The organism is Actinomadura sp. NPDC047616, from assembly GCF_040642915.1.
Taxonomy (GTDB): Bacteria; Actinomycetota; Actinomycetes; order Streptosporangiales; family Streptosporangiaceae; genus Spirillospora; species Spirillospora miaoliensis.
This window is the reverse complement of sequence record NZ_JBEYTB010000016.1, coordinates 88,899-105,852: the sequence shown is the minus strand read 5'-3', so window position 1 is coordinate 105,852 and position 16,954 is coordinate 88,899. Positions and strand designations below refer to the sequence as shown.

At 74.0% G+C, this 16,954-nt stretch carries 18 protein-coding genes; 10 read left to right on the top strand and 8 right to left on the bottom strand.

Annotated elements, in window-relative coordinates:
- Positions 1-36 precede the first annotated feature (36 nt).
- The 3 genes from ABZ801_RS31900 to ABZ801_RS31890 are packed head-to-tail and all read right to left on the bottom strand — an operon-like array spanning position 37 to position 1,211.
- Positions 37-288 (bottom strand): DUF6343 family protein, encoded by a 252-nt coding sequence (locus tag ABZ801_RS31900; RefSeq protein WP_360704950.1) that lies wholly within the window; start codon positions 286-288, stop codon positions 37-39.
- A gap of 2 nt (positions 289-290) precedes the next feature.
- Entirely contained in the window at positions 291-743 is a 453-nt protein-coding gene (locus tag ABZ801_RS31895) for a YbhB/YbcL family Raf kinase inhibitor-like protein (RefSeq protein ID WP_360704948.1), read from the bottom strand.
- A gap of 48 nt (positions 744-791) precedes the next feature.
- Complete coding sequence (locus ABZ801_RS31890) at positions 792-1,211, bottom strand: hypothetical protein (protein WP_360704945.1); 420 nt, start codon at positions 1,209-1,211, stop codon at positions 792-794.
- Between the two features lie 166 nt (positions 1,212-1,377).
- Here ABZ801_RS31890 and ABZ801_RS31885 point away from each other — a divergent pair, with 166 nt between their 5' ends.
- The 8 genes from ABZ801_RS31885 (at position 1,378) to ABZ801_RS31850 (ending at position 10,017) form a co-directional block, all read left to right on the top strand.
- Positions 1,378-2,001 (top strand): XRE family transcriptional regulator, encoded by a 624-nt coding sequence (locus ABZ801_RS31885; protein ID WP_360704943.1) that lies wholly within the window; start codon positions 1,378-1,380, stop codon positions 1,999-2,001.
- A 76-nt stretch (positions 2,002-2,077) separates the two neighbouring features.
- A complete protein-coding gene (locus ABZ801_RS31880; protein WP_360704941.1) occupies positions 2,078-3,259 on the top strand; it encodes an FAD-dependent oxidoreductase in 1,182 nt (393 codons plus the stop codon).
- Positions 3,256-3,567: a (2Fe-2S)-binding protein gene (locus ABZ801_RS31875; protein WP_344956803.1), complete on the top strand. Its 312-nt coding sequence runs from the start codon at positions 3,256-3,258 to the stop codon at positions 3,565-3,567. The genes ABZ801_RS31880 and ABZ801_RS31875 overlap by 4 nt, the downstream gene beginning before the upstream one ends.
- Positions 3,564-5,069, top strand: coding sequence for an FAD/NAD(P)-binding oxidoreductase (locus ABZ801_RS31870; protein ID WP_360704938.1), 1,506 nt, complete (start codon positions 3,564-3,566; stop codon positions 5,067-5,069). The genes ABZ801_RS31875 and ABZ801_RS31870 overlap by 4 nt, the downstream gene beginning before the upstream one ends.
- Positions 5,070-5,996: a dihydrodipicolinate synthase family protein gene (locus tag ABZ801_RS31865; RefSeq protein ID WP_344956807.1), complete on the top strand. Its 927-nt coding sequence runs from the start codon at positions 5,070-5,072 to the stop codon at positions 5,994-5,996.
- A 4-nt stretch (positions 5,997-6,000) separates the two neighbouring features.
- Complete coding sequence (locus tag ABZ801_RS31860) at positions 6,001-7,002, top strand: proline racemase family protein (RefSeq protein ID WP_360704936.1); 1,002 nt, start codon at positions 6,001-6,003, stop codon at positions 7,000-7,002.
- Positions 7,003-7,111: 109 nt separating this feature from the next.
- On the top strand, positions 7,112-8,590 hold the full coding sequence (locus tag ABZ801_RS31855; protein WP_360704933.1) for an amino acid permease: 1,479 nt from the start codon (positions 7,112-7,114) through the stop codon (positions 8,588-8,590).
- A gap of 2 nt (positions 8,591-8,592) precedes the next feature.
- Positions 8,593-10,017, top strand: a complete 1,425-nt coding sequence (locus ABZ801_RS31850) for an aldehyde dehydrogenase (NADP(+)) (RefSeq protein ID WP_360704930.1) — start codon at positions 8,593-8,595, stop codon at positions 10,015-10,017.
- A 107-nt stretch (positions 10,018-10,124) separates the two neighbouring features.
- Here ABZ801_RS31850 and ABZ801_RS31845 read toward each other — a convergent pair whose 3' ends face one another.
- A complete protein-coding gene (locus ABZ801_RS31845; protein WP_360704927.1) occupies positions 10,125-10,697 on the bottom strand; it encodes a helix-turn-helix domain-containing protein in 573 nt (190 codons plus the stop codon).
- Positions 10,698-10,742: 45 nt separating this feature from the next.
- Here ABZ801_RS31845 and ABZ801_RS31840 point away from each other — a divergent pair, with 45 nt between their 5' ends.
- Positions 10,743-10,949 (top strand): hypothetical protein, encoded by a 207-nt coding sequence (locus tag ABZ801_RS31840; protein WP_360704924.1) that lies wholly within the window; start codon positions 10,743-10,745, stop codon positions 10,947-10,949.
- Here ABZ801_RS31840 and ABZ801_RS31835 read toward each other — a convergent pair whose 3' ends face one another.
- From ABZ801_RS31835 to ABZ801_RS31820, 4 genes are all read right to left on the bottom strand, one after another.
- Positions 10,950-11,978, bottom strand: a complete 1,029-nt coding sequence (locus tag ABZ801_RS31835) for a lactonase family protein (protein ID WP_360704922.1) — start codon at positions 11,976-11,978, stop codon at positions 10,950-10,952.
- Positions 11,979-12,000: 22 nt separating this feature from the next.
- Entirely contained in the window at positions 12,001-13,413 is a 1,413-nt protein-coding gene (locus tag ABZ801_RS31830; protein ID WP_344956818.1) for an NADP-dependent succinic semialdehyde dehydrogenase, read from the bottom strand.
- Positions 13,414-13,514: 101 nt separating this feature from the next.
- Entirely contained in the window at positions 13,515-14,363 is an 849-nt protein-coding gene (locus ABZ801_RS31825) for an LLM class F420-dependent oxidoreductase (protein WP_360704919.1), read from the bottom strand.
- A 122-nt stretch (positions 14,364-14,485) separates the two neighbouring features.
- The gene (locus ABZ801_RS31820; RefSeq protein WP_360704916.1) at positions 14,486-15,220 is read right to left on the bottom strand and encodes an ATP-binding protein; all 735 of its coding nucleotides are present in this window, start codon (positions 15,218-15,220) and stop codon (positions 14,486-14,488) included.
- Positions 15,221-15,509: 289 nt separating this feature from the next.
- On the opposite strand from ABZ801_RS31820, the gene ABZ801_RS31815 reads away from it, so the two are divergent.
- Complete coding sequence (locus tag ABZ801_RS31815) at positions 15,510-16,952, top strand: hypothetical protein (protein ID WP_360704913.1); 1,443 nt, start codon at positions 15,510-15,512, stop codon at positions 16,950-16,952.
- Positions 16,953-16,954 lie beyond the last annotated feature (2 nt).

Genomic DNA, 16,954 nt, shown 5'->3' with positions numbered 1-16,954 from the left:
ACTACGCGGCCGTCGTCACGGGCCGCCGCGGCGGGCTCAGGTGCGGGCGCGGCGGGCGATGACCACCAGGTCGATCGCCGCGATCAGCGCGACGGTCGCGCAGATCGCGGTGGCGACCCAGGGGCCGGCGTCGCGCGCGTGCGCGGCCGACAGGCCGAACAGCACCGCCGCGACCGCCCCCGCGACCAGCGCGACGCCGGACAGGACGGCGCGCAGCCCGAGCGGGCTGCGCGCCGTCAGCGGCTCGTCTCCCCGCGGCTGCCGGTGAGGAGGCTGCGGACCGTCCATCGCTACCGCCCGTAGGTCCCCACCAGCGTGCCGGACGCGATGACCTTCTCCTCGACCGCCGTGCGGAAGTCCTCGCCGGTGAACCCGTCCTTGAGCCCGGACGCCTCCGACAGCCCGTACAGCCGGAAGAAGTACCGGTGCGGCTCGTCGCCCACGGGCGGGTGCGGGCCGCCGTAGCCCTGGGAGCCGAAGTCGTTGCGTCCCACGGCCGCCTCGGTGGGGACGTCCCCGGCGGCGATGCTCTCGGTGCCGGGGTCGATGCCCGCCAGCAGCCAGTGGACGAACGTGCCGCCGGGCGCGTCCGGGTCCTCGCAGATCAGCACGAGCTCGGTCACGGCGTCGGGCACGTCCGACCACTCCAGGGGCGGTGAGACGTCGCCCCGGGCGTGCGAGTGGTCCGCCGGGATCAGGGTGTGGTCGCTGAACGCGGGGCTGCGCAGTCTGATCTCGTCCATACCGCCCTCCTGCCCGTTCAGACCGCCCCGATTCCGGCGGATCGGCGATCATCGGCTGCGGCGCAGCCCGGTGTACTGCAGGGCGGCGAAGCCCGCCACCACCGCCGCCTGGAGCACCGCCCACACCGCCCCGGCCGCGTTCAGGTCCAGCCACCCGGTGATCACCGCGAGCACGCTGAGCACCGCCCACAGCACGTTCATCTCGATCACGGCGGTGGCCGCGAGGCGCCGCACGCGGGCGGGCATGGAGACCGCCCACACCGCCAGCGCGTAGGCCACCAGGAAGGCGCCGATCGCGCGGGCGGGACCGGCGTGCAGGCCCAGCAGGTCCTCCAGCGGCCCGGCCAGCGCCAGGTAGGCCAGGCCGTTGACGCCGGTGATCACGGAGTCGAGCCGCAGCGCGGCCTTCAGCAGCCGCGGGCCGTCGGCGAAGAGCCCGGCGGCGGAGATGGAGCGGTGCGTGGTCATCGTGGCCTCCTGTGAGTCGTCGCCAAACGTCGTCGACGTCCCCGACGCTAGGGGCGGACGGGGAGGCGTGACGATTACCTGCCGGGTAGCCGGCGGATGGAGGCGGGCCGTTCGTTAAAGCGAACGAGCGGTACGCTGGGGCCTGTCCAGGGCGATGAGTGGTGAGGTGAGACGCGCGGTGGGCGGTGCTGGGGAGTCGGTGCGGGACGTGCTGGCGGCCAACCTCCGGCGCGCCCGGCTCGGCCGGGGGCTGTCGCTGTCGGAGCTGTCCCGCCGATCGAAGATCGGCAAGGCCACGTTGTCGCAGCTCGAGGCCGGTGCGGGCAACCCGACCATCGAGACGGTGTTCAGCCTGTCGCGGGCGCTGGAGGTGCCCATCTCCGACCTGCTGGACCAGCAGCTGCCGTCCGGCCCGACCGTGGTGCGCGGCGCCGAGGTGGAGGTGCTGAGCGGGGCGGCCGTCGACCTGCGGCCGCTGCACGGCATCGAGGCCGACGGCGGGATGGTCGAGGTCTACGACCAGCAGGTACGGCCGGGCGCGCGGCAGGACTCGCTCGGCCACGTCGGCGTCGAGCACACCATCGTGCAGGCGGGCCGGCTCGGCGTTCGGGTCGACGACCAGGAGGTCGAGCTCGGGCCGGGCGACTACATCGGGTTCGACGCGCTGCGTCCGCACAGCTACGTCGCCCTCGACGGCCCCGTGCGGTCGGTGCTTCTCCTGCAGTACGGCTCTGACCAGCGGCTTCGTCTCACCGACCCGCACGCGCCCGGACTCGTCGGCAAAGACTGAAACAGGGCGTTGACAGCGTCCGAACGCCGGGCATAGCCTCTGCAACGTTCGATTTACCGAACGGCAGGGAGGGGCCATGGCCGGAACCCGGGTCGCGGTGCTGGGCGCCGGGATCGTCGGCGCGGCGTGCGCCCGCGAGCTGGCCCGCGCCGGGCTGGCGGTGACCGTGCTGGAGCGCGGCGGCCCCGCGGCGGCGACCACCGCGCACGGCGAGGGCAACGTGCTCGTCTCCGACAAGGGCCCCGGGCCCGAGCTGACCCTGGCGCGGCTGTCGCTGGAGCTGTGGCCGCGGATCCTGGAGGAGATCGCCGCCCGCCGCCCCGAGACGGCGCACGCCGTCGAGTGGGACCCCAAGGGCGGCATCGTCGTCGCCACCACCGACGCGGGCGCCCGCGAGCTGGAGAGGTTCGCCGCCGGGCAGCGCGGTGCGGGCGTCACCGCCGAGCCGCTCGACGCGGCCGACCTGGCCGCCGCCGAACCGCACCTGACCCGCGACGTCGCCGCCGCCGTCCACTACCCGCAGGACGCCCAGGTGCAGCCCGCCGCCGCGGCCGCCGCCCTGCTCGCCGACGCCCTCGACGCGGGCGCCGTGCTCCGCACCGACTGCGAGGTGCTCGGCCCCGTCACCCGGGGCGGCCGCCTCACCGGCGTCCGCACCTCCCGGGGCACGGTCGAGGCCGACGCGTTCGTCAACGCGGCGGGCCCCTGGTCGGGCGCCCTGGCCGCGCGGCTGGGCGCCCCGGTGGACGTGCGGCCCCGGCGCGGTGAGGTGCTGGTGACCACGCCGCTGCCGCCCACCGTCTTCCACAAGGTCTACGACGCCGACTACGTGGGCGCCGTCGGCAGCGGCGCCGAGGATCTGCAGGCGTCGGCGGTCGTGGAGTCCACCCGCGCCGGGACGGTGCTGCTGGGCTCGTCGCGGCGGCGCGTCGGGTTCGACGACCGCCTGCGTCCCGAGGTGCTGTCGGTGATCGCCGCCAAGGCGCTGCGGCTGTTCCCGTCCCTGGAGGGCGTGCCGGTGATGCGCGCCTACGGCGGCTTCCGCCCCTACGTGCCCGACCATCTGCCGATCATCGGCCCGGACCCGCGGCTGCCCGGCCTGTGGCACGCCACCGGCCACGAGGGCGCGGGCATCGGGCTGGCGCCCGGCACCGCCCGCCTGCTGGCCGGCCTGCTGCTCGGCCAGGACCCGCCGCTCGATCCCGCCCCGTTCCGCGCCGACCGCCCGGCCGCGCTCGGTCAAGGAGGTGCCGCATGAGCCCCAGGCTCGTCCCGGCCGGGGACGACTCCACCGGCCGCCGTCCCGACACGCCGCTGCGGATCACCGTGGACGGCGAGCCCGTCACCGGCGTGGCGGGCCAGACCATCGCGGGCGTGCTGCTGGCCGCCGGGCGCCGCGCGTGGCGGCGCGGCCCGTCCGGCGCCCCGCGCGGCGTGTTCTGCGGCATCGGGGTGTGCTTCGACTGCCTGCTGACGGTCAACGGCGAACGCGACGTGCGCGCCTGCCGCCGCCGCGCCCGCGACGGCGACGTGATCGACACCCAGTCCCGGGAGGCGGACCAGTGAGCGCGGGCGCGAGCAACCACGTCGTCGTGGTCGGCGCCGGACCGGCCGGCCTGGCCGCCGCGTCGGCCGCGCTCCGGGCCGGGGCGGCCGTCACCCTCATCGACGCGGCCGAGCGGCCCGGTGGCCAGTACCACCGGATGCTCCCCGACGCCTACGCTGCGGCGCACCCCGAACGGCTGCACCACGGCTGGCAGGCGTTCGACCGCGTGCGGCGGCACGTGCTGACGCATCCGCGGTGCGACTGGTGGCCCGAGAGCGCCGTGTGGTCGCTGGAACGGTCCGACCCGGGGGAGGAGCGTCCCCCGCGCGTTCACGTGCTGCGCGGACCGGCCGACGGCGCCGGACGCGAACGCCACGTCCTGGAACCGGACGCGCTGGTGCTGGCCCCGGGTGCCCACGACCGCGTGCTGCCGTTCCCCGGCTGGGACCTGCCGGGCGTGTTCACCGCCGGCGCCGCGCAGGCGCTGGCCAAGGGCGAACGCCTCGTCGTCGGCGACCGGGTCGTGGTCGCCGGTTCCGGACCGTTCCTCCTGCCGGTGGCCGCGTCCCTGCTGGAGGCCGGATCGCGGGTCGCGGAGGTGCTGGAGGCCAACCCCGCGGCGACCGTGCTGCGCGGCTGGGGGCGCCGCCCCTGGCAGCTCGCCGCCCAGGCGGGCAAGGCCGCCGAGCTGGCCGAGTACACCGCGTTGCTGGCGCGGCACGCCGTCCCCTACCGGCTCGGCCGCGCCGTCGTCGAGGCGCGCGGCGACGGCCGGGTGGAGGAGGTCGTCACCGCGCGGCTGCGTCCCGACTGGTCGGTCGTGCCCGGCAGCGAACGCGCCGTCCCCGTCGACGCGGTGTGCGTCTCGCACGGCTTCACGCCCCAGCTGGAGCTGCCCGTCGCGGCGGGCTGCGCGCTGCGGCGGCCCGACCCCGCGTCCCCGGCCGAGGCGTTCGTCGAGGTCGACGGCGACCAGCGCACCACCGGCCCGGGCGTGTACGCGGCGGGCGAGATCACCGGGATCGCCGGGGCGCCCGCCGCCCGCACCGAGGGGCTCATCGCCGGATGGCTGGCCGGGGGAGGGGCGCCGGACGCCCCGGAACTGGCCCCGCTGCGGCGCCGCCGCGACCGCGACCGCGCCTTCGCCGCACGCCTCGCCGCGGCCCACCCGATCGGCGCCGCCTGGCCCGGCTGGCTGCGCTCCGACACCGTCGTCTGCCGCTGCGAGGAGACCACCTACGGCGCGCTGCGCCGCGCCGCCGGCGACCCCGCCGGAGCGTCCGCCCGCGCCCTGAAGCTCGGCACCCGCGCCGGGCTCGGCCCCTGCCAGGCCCGCGTCTGCGGCCCCACCGTCGCGCAGCTCCTGGCCGGGACGCCCGAGGCGTCCCCGGGTGCGTCCCCTGTCGAGTCCCAGTTCGAGGGGCTGCCCGCCGCGACCCCGCACCACCGGCCGCTCGCCCAGCCGATCCGGCTCGGTGAACTGGCCCGTCCACCCATCACCGATCAGGAAAGAGAGCACTGAATGAGCACCGGCACCAAGGCCGACGGCCTCGGCGGCGTGATCGTCGCGACCGCGCTGCCCTACCGGGAGGACGCGAACGCGCCCGCCGGGCTGGCGGTCGACTACGACCGGTACGCCGAGCACTGCCGCTGGCTGGTCGACAGCGGCTGCCGCGGCGTCGGCCCCAACGGTTCCCTCGGCGAGTACTCCTCGCTCACCGACGAGGAGCGCCGCCGCGTCGCGCGCACCGCCGTCGAGGCCGTCGGCGACGACGGCGTGGTCGTCGTCGGCGTGCACGGCCCCGGCTCCCACCAGGCCCGCCACTGGGCCGAGATCGCCGCCGAGGACGGCGCGGACGGCGTGCTGTGCCTGCCGCCCACGATGTACCGGGCCAACCGCGGCGAGGTCATCGCCCACTTCGAGGCGGTCGCCTCCGTCGGCCTGCCGGTCATGGTCTACAACAACCCGATCGACACCAAGGTCGACCTGACCCCCGACCTGCTCGCCGAGATCGCGCAGATCGACAACGTCGTCGCGGTCAAGGAGTTCTCGGGCGACGTGCGCCGCGTCCTGGAGATCCGCGAGAAGGCCCCCGGCCTGGAGGTGGTCGCGGGCGCCGACGACGTCACCCTGGAGGCCCTGCTCATGGGCGCCACGGGCTGGTTCGCCGGGTTCCCCAACGTGTTCCCCGCCGAGTCCGCCGAGCTGTTCGCGCTCGCCACGGCGGGCAAACTGGAGGAGGCGCGGGCGCTGTACGAGCCGCTCGTCGCGGCGTTCCGGTGGGACTCGCGCACCGAGTTCGTCCAGGCCATCAAGCTCGGCATGGACATGGTCGGCCGGTACGGCGGCCCCTGCCGCCCGCCGCGCGGGCCGCTGGTCGACGAGCACCGCGCCGGGGTCACCGCCGACATGGAGCGGGCGATCGCGGCGCTGCGGGAACGGAGGTAGGCGTATGAGGTCGGTGCGCAGCATCGCCGCCGTCGACTCGCACACCGAGGGCATGCCCACGCGCGTCGTCACCGGCGGCGTGGCGCCCATCCCCGGCGACACCATGGCCGAACGCCGCCGGCACGCGATCGACCACCTCGACGGGCTGCGCCGCTTCCTCATGGACGAGCCGCGCGGCCACGCGGCGATGAGCGGCGCGATCCTGCAGCCGCCCACCCGCCCGGACGCCGACTGGGGCGTCCTGTACATCGAGGTCAGCGGGTTCCTGCCGATGTGCGGCCACGGCACGATCGGGGTCGCGACCGTGCTGGTGGAGACGGGCATGGTCGAGGTGACCGAGCCGGAGACGCTGGTGCGCCTCGACACCCCGGCCGGGCTGGTGGAGGCGCGCGTGGCGGTGCGCGACGGCGTTGCCGAGCAGGTCACCCTGCGCAACGTGCCCGCGTTCGCCGTCGAGCGGGACGCCGTCGTCAAGGTCCCGGGCCTCGGCGAGGTGCGCTACGACATGGCCTACGGCGGCAACTTCTACGCCATCACCGAGCTGGAGCCGCTCGGCCTGCCGTTCGACCGCTCCCGCAAGGACGACATCCTGCGCGCCGGGCTGTCGGTCATGGCGGCGATCAACGAGCAGAACCCGCCGCGCCACCCGGCCGACCCGCTGATCGGCGGCTGCAAGCACGTGCAGTTCCTGGCGCCCGGCTCGGACGCCCGGCACTCGCGCAACGCGATGGCCATCCACCCCGGCTGGTTCGACCGGTCGCCGTGCGGCACCGGCACCTCCGCGCGCATGGCGCAGCTGCACGCGCGCGGCGAACTGGCCCTGCACACCGACTTCGTCAACGAGTCCTTCATCGGCACCCGGTTCGTGGGCCGCCTGGTCGGCGCCACCGAGGTCGGCGGCGTGCCCGCCGTCGTCCCCGAGTTCTCCGGCCGCGCCTGGATCACCGGCACCGCCACGTACATGCTCGACCCGGCCGACCCCTTCCCGCACGGCTTCGTCCTCTAGCCGCACGGCCCGGCCGTTTCCCGACGTGCCCTCGCGGCGCGCCTCACCTCCGCCGGCGACCGCCGGCGGCCCCTCGATCACCCCTGCGTTCATGTCGGGAGGGACCGTCATGTCCCAATCCACCCCAACGACTCGATCCAGCGCCGCCCCCTCCGGGACGGGGCTGTTCTCCAGGGCGGGCATGTTCCGCCTCAAACCCGTCGACTCCTCCGAGGAGGAGACCGCCGGCGGGCTGCGCCGCACCATGGGCCTGTGGCAGCTCGTCGCGCTCAGCCTCGGCGGCCTGGTCGGCGCGGGCGTCTTCTCGCTGGCCGGCGTCGTCGCGCACGACGACGCCGGACCCGGCGTGATGATCTCGTTCCTGATCGCCATCGTGGCCAGCGGCGCCGCCGCGCTGTGCTACGCCGAGTTCGCCGGCCTGATCCCCAAGGCCGGTTCCGCCTACACCTATTCGTACGCCACGCTCGGCGAGCTGGTCGGCTGGGCCATCGGCTGGGACCTGCTGCTGGAGTACACCGCGATCGTCGCGGTGGTGGCCATCGCGATCTCCGGCTACCTGTCGTACCTGACCGACCAGATCGGCCTCGGCCTGCCCGACTGGGCCCTCGGCGCGCCCGGCACCGGCGCCGGGCACAAGGTCGACCTGTTCGCCGCGCTGCTGTGCCTGCTGCTGGCGTTCGTGCTGTCGCGCGGCACCAAGGAGTCGGCCCGGTTCGAGACGATCCTGGTCGTCGTCAAGCTCGGTATCGTGGCACTGGTGATCATCGCGGGTGCGTTCCACATCTCCGGTGGGAACTACACCCCGTTCCTGCCGTACGGGCTCGGCGGCGCCGTCACCGGCGCGGCCACCGCGTTCTTCGCCGTCTACGGCTACGACGCGATGAGCGCCGCCGCCGAGGAGAGCGCCGAGGCCAAGCGGGTGCTGCCCAAGGCCATCATCATCTCCCTCGGCATCGCCGCCGTGATCTACCTGCTGGTGTGCCTGGTGATGCTGGGCATGCAGGACTACCGCGACATCGACGTCAAGAGCCCGTTCTCCAGCGCGCTGTCGTCGGTGGGCCTGGCCTGGCTCGGCACGATCGTGGCCGTCGGCGCGGTGCTGGGCATCGCCACCTCCGCGCTGGCCAACATGCTGGCGGTCACCCGGGTGTGGTTCGCGATGAGCCGTGACGGGCTGCTGCCGTCCTGGTTCGCGCGCAACCACCCGCGCCGGCACGTCCCCACCCGCGTCATCTGGCTGGTCGGCGTCGGCTCGGCGATCATCGCCGGGTTCCTGCCGATCCGGGAGGCGGCCGACCTGACCAACATCGGCATCCTCATGGCGTTCATCGTGGTCGCCGCCGCGGTGATGGTGCTGCGCCGCAGCCGGCCCGAGCTGCCCCGCTCGTTCCGCACGCCGTGGGTGCCGGTCGTGCCGCTGGTCGGCATCGGGTTCTCGATCTGGCTGATCGCCAACCTGGACTGGGTCACCTGGGTGCGGTTCGCGGTGTGGATGGTGCTCGGCCTGGTCGTGTACGGCTGCTACGGATACCGTCGTTCGGCCGAGCGCCCCGCGAACGTGGAGTCGCAAGGCCGAGGATTGGAGTGAGCATGAGCGTGTTGACGCCCGACCAGGCTGTGTCGGCGGCCGTGGCCGCCGCCGGGCCGTGGGCCGCCGCCCCGCCCAAGGAACGGGCCGCGGCGCTGACCGCCGTCGCCGACGCCCTGGAGGCGGCGCGCGAGGAACTGGTGGCGCTGGCCGACGAGGAGACCCGCCTCGGCCCGGGCCGGCTGAACGGCGAGCTGACCCGCACCACCTTCCAGCTCCAGCTGTTCGCCGAGGTGGTGCTGGCCGGTGACTTCTACGACGTCCGCATCGACCGTCCCGACCCCGAATGGCCCCCCGGCCCGCGTCCCGACCTGCGCCGCTTCCGCACGGCGCTGGGCCCGGTGCTGGTGTTCGCGGCCAGCAACTTCCCGTTCGCGTTCAGCGTCGCGGGCGGCGACACCGCCTCGGCGTGGGCGGCGGGCTGCCCCGTGGTCCTCAAGGCCCACCCGGGGCACCCGCGGCTGTCGCGCCGCACCGGCGAGATCATCACGCGGGCGCTGGCGGACGCCGGGGCGCCCGACGGGGTGTTCGGGTTGATCGAGGGCGAGGCCGAGGGCGTCGAGGCGCTGCGGCACCCGGGGATCGCGGCGGCCGCGTTCACCGGCTCGCAGCGCGGCGGGCTGGCGCTGGCCCGCATCGCCGCCGAACGCGACGTGCCCATCCCGTTCTTCGGTGAGCTGGGCAGCGTCAACCCGGTCGTGGTGACGCCCGGGGCGGTGGCCGCCCGCGCCGACGAGATCGCCAAGGGGTACGTCGGGTCGCTGACCATGGGCGCCGGGCAGTTCTGCACCAACCCCGGCATCATGTTCGTCCCGGCGGGCGGCGACCTGCTCGACCGCATCACCGCGCTGCTCGGCGGGGTCGCCGAGGCGCCGATGCTGAACGACAAGATCCTGAGCGGGTTCCTGGCGACGGCGCGTGAGCTGGGCGGGCGTCCCGGCGTGCGGCGGCTGGTGTGGCCGTCCGACGACGCCTCCGCCGCGCCCCGGCTGATCACGATGGACCTGGCCGCGTTCGCCGGCGACCCCGGCGCCGCCGAGGAGTGCTTCGGCCCGCTCGGCCTGGTGGTCACCTACGAGCGGCTGTCCGACGTCGCCGACGCCGTCGCCGCGCTGCCCGGCCAGCTCACCGCGTCCCTGCACGGTGAGGACGGCGAGACGGGCGAGCTGGCCGCGCTGGCCCGGGTGCTGGCCGACCGCAGCGGCCGGGTGCTGTGGAACCAGTGGCCCACCGGTGTCGCCGTCAGCCACGCCATGCAGCACGGCGGCCCGTTCCCCGCGACCACCGCGCCGTCGACCACGTCCGTCGGCACGGCCGCGATCGAACGGTTCCTGCGTCCCGTCAGCTACCAGCAGTGGCCGCAGGACCTGCTCCCGCCGCCCCTGCGCGACGACAACCCCTGGGGCGTCCCCCAGCGCATCAGCTGACCCCCGACGACCGAACCCCGACGCCGAAGGGCCCTCCCGCTCCGCCGTGAGGGCCCTTCGGCCGTTTCGAAATCAAAGCCCCGCCACCGCCTGCGCGGCGCGCGCCGTCACCTTCCCGCGACCCGGACCTGACCGGTCCCGGCGGCCGTGTCCTCGCGGGAGCGCAGGCCGTCGAGGACCACGGTGACGACGGCGTCGTCGGCGCGGGCGCCGGGACGGCACAGCGCCAGGTTGAACAGGCCCATCACCTGGTCCGGCGACAGGTCGCGGCGCAGCGTGCCCTCGTCCTGCGCCGCCCGGACGACCTCGGTCAGCGAGGCGTTGTAGGCGTCCTGCAGTTCGCGCAGCCGGGGCGTCTCGGTGTCCCCGGCCTCCAGCAGCGACTTCAGCAGGCTCATCGGCCGCCCGGCGGCCTGCGCGACCATCGCGCGGAGCACGTCCCAGCGCGGCGCGTCGCGGGCGATGGCGGCGCGGGCGGCGTCCAGCAGGTCCTCCAGCGTGACCGCGGCGATCTCCTGGGCCAGCGCCCGCCGGTCGGGGAAGTGGCGGTAGAGCGTGCCGACGCCCAGCCCGGCGGCCCGCGCGATCTCCTCCATGGACACCTCCGGCCCGCGCTCGGCGAACAGGCTCAGCGCCGCCGTGGTGATCCGCTCGCGGTTGCGCCGCGCGTCGGCCCGCACGGCCTGCGCCGCACGCTCGCCGAACAGTTCGCCGGAGTCGCCGACATGCCGGCCTACAAGGCGATCCTCGAACGCCAGGGGCTGAACGGCCCCGGCGACACGATCGTGGCGGGCGACGAGGCCGAGGTCGAGCGCGCCGTCCGCGCGTACCGGGACGCGGGCGCCACCGAGCTGATGGTCGCCCCCATGGGCACCGACGAGGAGGTGGCGCGCACCATCGAGCTGGCCGCCGCGCTGCGCCGGACGCTGTGATCAGCCCGCCGGGATGACGCACACCGGCGTCGGCGCCTCCACCGGCCGCCCCTGCGGCCGCGGCACCCCGTCCACCAGGCGGAACGCGGCGATGTCGCCGGAACCCTGGTTGGCCGCGTGCAGCCAGTCCGCGTCCACGTGCAGATCCCGGGGCCCGTGCCCGCCGCACGGGACGTCGGCGACCGGCCGCAGCCCCGTCCCGTCGCCGGCCACCTCGTGCACGGTGATCACGTCGGCGCCGCGCGTGGAGGTGTAGACGCGCCGCCCGTCGGGGGAGAGCTTGATCGCCGCGCTGGTCGCGTCGGCGGCCACCGGCCCGGCCGTGGCGGGCGACTCCCCGATGACGGCCAGGTCCGCGTACCCGTCGCCGGGCCGCAGCGCGAGGACCGTGTTCGCCAGCTCCGTGATCAGGAACACGGTCCCGGACGGATGGACGGCGAGGTGGCGCGGCCCGCACCCGGGCGGCACCGCGATGTCGGCGACCGGCCGCGGCACGCCCGCCTCCACGCGGAACGCGCGCACCAGATCGGCGCCGAGATCCGTGCCGAGCACGGTGCCGTCCGGGGCGAACACGGCCGCGTGCGCGTGCGGGCCCTCCTGGCGGTCTTCGCGCGGCCCGCTCCCGTGCCCGGGCAGCACCGCCACGTCACCGTCGAACGACCCGTCCGGGGCCAGGCGCACGCCGGCGAACGCGCCCGCCACGTAACAGGCGACCACCAGGCACTCCCCGCCGGGAGCCACGGCCACGTGGCATGGCCCAGCGGGCACTTGCCGGGAGCCGAGCCGGCGCAGCTCACCGCCGTCCCCGACCGCGTACGCGACGACCGCGGCGCCCTCGGTCAGCTCGCTCACCGCGTACAGCACCGCCCGCCCCGGATGCGTCGCCAGGTAGGACGGGTTCGCCACCTCGGCCGCGCACTCCACGATCTCGAACGCACCGCTGCCGGAGTCGCGCCGCGCGCGGTACACCCCGCGCCCCGAACCCTGGTCGCCGGTGTACGCGCCCACCCAGAACCGTTGATCGCTCACGGACCGCACGCTACCCGCATGATCACTCGGTCGGGGTGCCCGGCTCGGCGGGGCCCGCCTCGTCACCGACCCACACCGTCTTGACGTTGCAGAACGCGTGGATGCCCTCGTGCGACAGCTCACGCCCGTAACCGGACCGCTTGACGCCGCCGAACGGGAGCTGCGGGTAGGACGTCGTCATCCCGTTGACGAACACCTGCCCCGCCTCCAGCTCGGCGACCAGGCGTTCGCGTTCGGCCGGGTCGTCCGTCCAGGCGTTGGAACCGAGCCCGAACCCGGTCGCGTTGGCCAGCTCGATCGCCTCGTTCAGGTCGCGGACGCGGAACAGCGACGCGACCGGCCCGAACACCTCCTCGTGGAACATCCGCATGTCGGCGGTCACCCCGGTCACCACGGTCGGCGGGTAGTACCAGCCCCTGCCCTCCGGCCGTTCCCCGCCGCACAGCACCTTGGCGCCCTGCTTGACCGCGTCGGCCACCAGGTCCTCCACGTCGGCGCGGCCCTGCTCGCTGACCAGCGGCCCCACGTCGGTGGACTCGTCCATCGGGTCGCCCACCTTCAGCGCCCGCATCCGCTCGACGAACGCCCGCTCGAACTCGTCGGCCACGTCCTCCACCACGATGAACCGCTTGGCGGAGATGCAGCTCTGCCCGTTGTTGAGGCACCGCGACGTGGCCGCCGCCTCGGCGGCGCGCGCGATGTCGGCCGCCGCCGTCACCACGAACGGGTCGCTGCCGCCCAGCTCCAGCACGCTCGGCTTGACCTCGTCGGCGGCGATCGCCCCGACCGACCGGCCCGCCGGTTCGCTGCCGGTCAGCGTGGCCGCCCGCACCCGCGGGTCCCGCAGCACCCGCTCCACCTGCCCGGACCCGATCAGCAGCGTCTGGAACACGCCCTCGGGGAACCCGGCGCGGCGGAACAGCTCCTCCAGGAACAGCGCCGTCTGCGGGACGTTCGACGCGTGCTTGAGCAGACCCACGTTGCCGGCCATCAGCCCGGGAGCGGCGAACCGGATCACCTGCCACAACGGGAAGTTCCACGGCATCACCGCCAGCACCGGGCCCATCGGCTGGTAGCGCACGTACGCGCGCGCCGCCCCGACCGCCTCGGCGTCGGCGGGCCGGTCGGCCAGGAACCCGGCGGCGTTGTCGGCGTAGTACCGGCAGGCCGCCGCGCACTTGGCCACCTCGGCGCGCGCCGCCACGATCGTCTTGCCCATCTCGCGGGTCAGCATGGCCGCCACCCGGTCGCGTTCGGCGTCCAGGATGTCGGCGGCGGCGTTCATCCAGCCCGCGCGCTCGGCGACACTCGTCCGGCGGTACGAGCGGAAGGCGTCGGCCGCGTGCCCGATGCGCCGGTCGATCTCCTCCTCCGGCAGCGGGTCGAAGGTGCGCTCCACCTCGCCGGTCGCCGGGTTGGTCGTCGCGATCGTCATTGTGCGTCGTCCCCCTGCTCTGGCGGCTGCTCTGCGTTTTCCGTCCCGTCCTGCCCGACCGGAACGCCCGAAAACGCGGGGCCGCCGGCGGCGAAGCCCCGCTATCCGCGGAACTTCTCGGCGAGCGCCGCCAGCCTGTCCAAGAAGAGCAGGGCGTCGGTCTCCGTGGCACCGGCGTCCCGGAAGAACGCGAAGTGCTCGATGCCGCCCTCGGCCAGTGTCGCGAGGTCCCGCTCGTCCAGCGGAGCCCCGATCAGCGTCACCGGAACCGGCCCCCGCCCGCGCTCGGCGGCCCGTCGCCGCAGCTCCGCCACCTGCGCCAGCAGGTCCTGCGGAGTGCCGACGAGGTTCGGCGCCCACCCGTCGCCGTACTCCAGCACCCGGTCGATCACGGTCGGACCGTTGCCGCCGACCAGAATCGGCAGGTGGGGCCGCTGCACCGGCTTCGGCCAGGAGAACACCGGCCCGAAATCCACGAACTCGCCATGGAACTCGGCCTGCTCACTGATCCAGATCTCCTTCACCGCGAGCATCCGCTCGCGCATCAGCGCCATGCGCCTCCTCGGATCGGTGCCGTGGTTGCGCATCTCCTGCCGGTTCCAGCCCGCCCCCACCCCGAGCTGGAACCGGCCACCCGACAGATGGTCCAGGCTCGCCGCCTCCTTCGCCAGGGTGATCGGATCCCGCTGGACGACGAGCGAGATCCCGGTGGCCAGGACGATCCGCTCGGTCACGACCGCCGCGGCCGCCAGCGCCACGAAGGGATCGAGGGTCCGGTAGTAGTCCCGGGCGGGAAGGTCCCCACTGGGATCCGGGGGCTGCTCGCTCACCGGAATGTGGGTGTGCTCGGCGACGAAGAGCGAATCCAGCCCGCGCTCCTCCACGGCCCGCGCCAGCCTGGCCGGCTGCAACCCCTCATCGGTGACGAACGTGCTCACGCCGAACTTCATCGAAATCCTTCCCCCAGCATGCGGTAGGCGCCCCGTCGCGCCGCCACCGAGCCTGCCGCAGCCGAACCCGGTCTCCCAGACCTCTGCTCTGCAGACGACCAGTGGTCGTACCACTGCCAGGGTCAGGAACGGCCCGGAAGGCAGCGGGTCTCCTCATACCGGCGAACGGCATGCTCGACCACCACGGCCCGCTCCTCACCCGCCCACACGATCGACCGCGCCGCCTCACGGACGAAGAACCGCCCGTCCCGGCACCACACGTCCAGCCCCCGGCACACCGACACGCACGCCATGCGCGAGCACGACGCCAGGATGGTGCCCTCCACGCCCCGCGCCCTGAGCCTGTCCCGGACGGCCCGTGCCATCTCCACCTCGTCGCGCGGCACCAGCACGGGCAGGTCCACGGTCACCGGGCAGCGGAACCACACGACCTTGCCCGGCACGTGCCCGCCGAGCTGCCCCCGCGTCCGGTGCACGCCCCAGGCGCCCCGGGAGAGTTCGTGCAGGATCGCCAGCCCGCGCCCGTGCTCCAGCAAGGGATCCGGCCGCACGGGACGCGCGGGCAGCGGCTTGTCCGGGACCGGATCGAACACCCCGCACACGACCCCTCGACCGGCCCGGAACGCCCACAGCTCCCACCCCCCTGTCGTGCCGTGCGGGATGTGCGCGTGCTCGTAGGCGTTGGTGGCCGCCTCGCTCACCATCGTCTGCGCGTCCCGGACGATCTCCAGCGGAATCCGCAGCCCGCCCAGCAGATCACCGACCGCGGACCGGGCGAACCCCGCGCACGTCCGGTCGCCGGGCAACGCCCACGCCGCCACCTCTCCCGCCGCGAGATCGCGCACCGCCCGCCACATCGCCTCACCTCTCCACATCGCCAGAACGGGGACGCTCAGTCAACTGACGACCACGCTCCGCGACACGGGAGACTCTGAGGTGACTTTCCACGACCCGCCCCCGCCGCCCGACCTGCGATCACGCGACGTCACGAACCCATTTCCGCGACAATCCCCACCCCTTTTCACGATTCACGAATGCGATCTTGCAAAAGACCATGCTTAATAGAGATCGGACGCGCGAAGGGAGGCAACCGAAATGCCCCATTCGGGAGCCAGGAAACGGCAGCGTGACGCCCTGCGGGAACGCATGCTCGCCGACGGCCGCACCCGCCAGGCCATCGCCGAGGAGATGATGCGCCGCTGGGGATATCGCCCCCGCACCGCGTGGCGGCACGCCCACGGCTGGTCCCAGGACACCGCTGCCGACCGCTACAACCGCCTCCATGACGAGCACGGCCGGGCACCCATGTCCGGCACCCGCATCGGCGCCTACGAACGCTGGCCCCACGGCGGCGAACGCCCCCGCCTGGAATTCCTGCGCGGCCTGGCCGAGGTCTACGGCACCGACCTCACCCGCCTGGTGGACGAGGACGATCTCTCCCACCTCCCCGAGGCCCACCGCCTGACCCTCCTCGAATTGATCAAAGCCCGCTCCACCGATCCCGAGGTGCAATCCGAGCAGCCCCCCACGTACGGTCGAATTGACGGACCCACCGACGATGACCCCCAGCACGAGGTGGTGATCATGGCGGCCCATGAATCCAGCGAGCATGCGGAAGGGGCCGAACGGCGTGACATCGGCGAGGCCACCCTCGAACAATTCCGCGCCGACGTCACGCGACTTGCCTGGGAGTTCCTGACCGGCCCTCCGCTTCCGCTTTTTCAGGAGATGCGTCGTGTGCGTACCCGGATGTATGCGGCGCTCGACAAGCAACTGTGGCCGCGCGACCAAGCCGAGCTGTATTTCCTTCTCAGCGCGCTCCACGCCCTGATGGCGAACGCCGCCCAGGATCTTGGTTATTCGAACGCGGCCGAAGAGCTGCTCCGAGCCGGGTGGGTCTACGCACAGGGCATCGACCATCGCCCCCTCATGGGGTTCCTGCGTGGCGCCCTTGCCTCGGTCGCCTACTGGGACGCCCGGCCGGGCCATGCCCGTGACCTGGCGTTCAACGGGGTGTTGTACCTTCCCGACGGCCCCGGCGCCGCTCACCTGCACCTGCTCGGCGCGCGTGCGGCCGCACGACTGGGAGACGCCGAAGCCGTACGCCGTGGCGTGCAAGCCGGTCGCGCGGCGGCTGAACGGCCGTACACCGATGACCTTCACGATGAGATCGGCGGCGAGTTCGCCTGCTCGCCCGCGTACCAGGCGTCGCTTGCGGGCTCGGCCTTCGCGGAGGTGCCCGAGACCGAGCGAGAAGCCGTACCGCTGCTCCAACGCGCCATAAGCCTCTACGGTGAGGTGCCCGCCGCCGAACGCTCCTACGGCACCGAGGCCATGACGCGCGTCAACCTCTCACGGCTCCATGTCCGCCTCGGCGACCTGGACGCCGTCGACTTGGAGCCGGTGTTCGAGCTACCGGCCGACAAGCGGATCGACGCGCTCCTCAACGTACTTAAGAGCATCCATCGGGAATTGACGGCACCGCGCTACCGAGGCAACGCGACGGCGGCCGAACTTCGAGACCGCATCGAGGCGTTCGGTCGCGAGACCGTCGTCAACGACCTGCGCGAACTCCCTTCCGGAGGGTGACC

Excerpts from the sequence above, each read along its gene's own strand:
- ABZ801_RS31880 (WP_360704941.1), top strand. The coding sequence starts at position 2,078 with ATGGCCGGAACCCGGGTCGCGGTGCTGGGCGCCGGGATCGTCGGCGCG.
- ABZ801_RS31900 (WP_360704950.1), bottom strand. The coding sequence starts at position 288 with ATGGACGGTCCGCAGCCTCCTCACCGGCAGCCGCGGGGAGACGAGCCG.
- ABZ801_RS31815 (WP_360704913.1), top strand. The coding sequence starts at position 15,510 with ATGCTCGCCGACGGCCGCACCCGCCAGGCCATCGCCGAGGAGATGATG.
- ABZ801_RS31820 (WP_360704916.1), bottom strand. The coding sequence starts at position 15,220 with ATGTGGCGGGCGGTGCGCGATCTCGCGGCGGGAGAGGTGGCGGCGTGG.
- ABZ801_RS31865 (WP_344956807.1), top strand. The coding sequence starts at position 5,070 with ATGAGCACCGGCACCAAGGCCGACGGCCTCGGCGGCGTGATCGTCGCG.
- ABZ801_RS31875 (WP_344956803.1), top strand. The coding sequence starts at position 3,256 with ATGAGCCCCAGGCTCGTCCCGGCCGGGGACGACTCCACCGGCCGCCGT.
- ABZ801_RS31850 (WP_360704930.1), top strand. The coding sequence starts at position 8,593 with ATGAGCGTGTTGACGCCCGACCAGGCTGTGTCGGCGGCCGTGGCCGCC.
- ABZ801_RS31855 (WP_360704933.1), top strand. The coding sequence starts at position 7,112 with ATGTCCCAATCCACCCCAACGACTCGATCCAGCGCCGCCCCCTCCGGG.
- ABZ801_RS31840 (WP_360704924.1), top strand. The coding sequence starts at position 10,743 with ATGCCGGCCTACAAGGCGATCCTCGAACGCCAGGGGCTGAACGGCCCC.
- ABZ801_RS31895 (WP_360704948.1), bottom strand. The coding sequence starts at position 743 with ATGGACGAGATCAGACTGCGCAGCCCCGCGTTCAGCGACCACACCCTG.
- ABZ801_RS31860 (WP_360704936.1), top strand. The coding sequence starts at position 6,001 with ATGAGGTCGGTGCGCAGCATCGCCGCCGTCGACTCGCACACCGAGGGC.
- ABZ801_RS31830 (WP_344956818.1), bottom strand. The coding sequence starts at position 13,413 with ATGACGATCGCGACGACCAACCCGGCGACCGGCGAGGTGGAGCGCACC.
- ABZ801_RS31825 (WP_360704919.1), bottom strand. The coding sequence starts at position 14,363 with ATGAAGTTCGGCGTGAGCACGTTCGTCACCGATGAGGGGTTGCAGCCG.
- ABZ801_RS31890 (WP_360704945.1), bottom strand. The coding sequence starts at position 1,211 with ATGACCACGCACCGCTCCATCTCCGCCGCCGGGCTCTTCGCCGACGGC.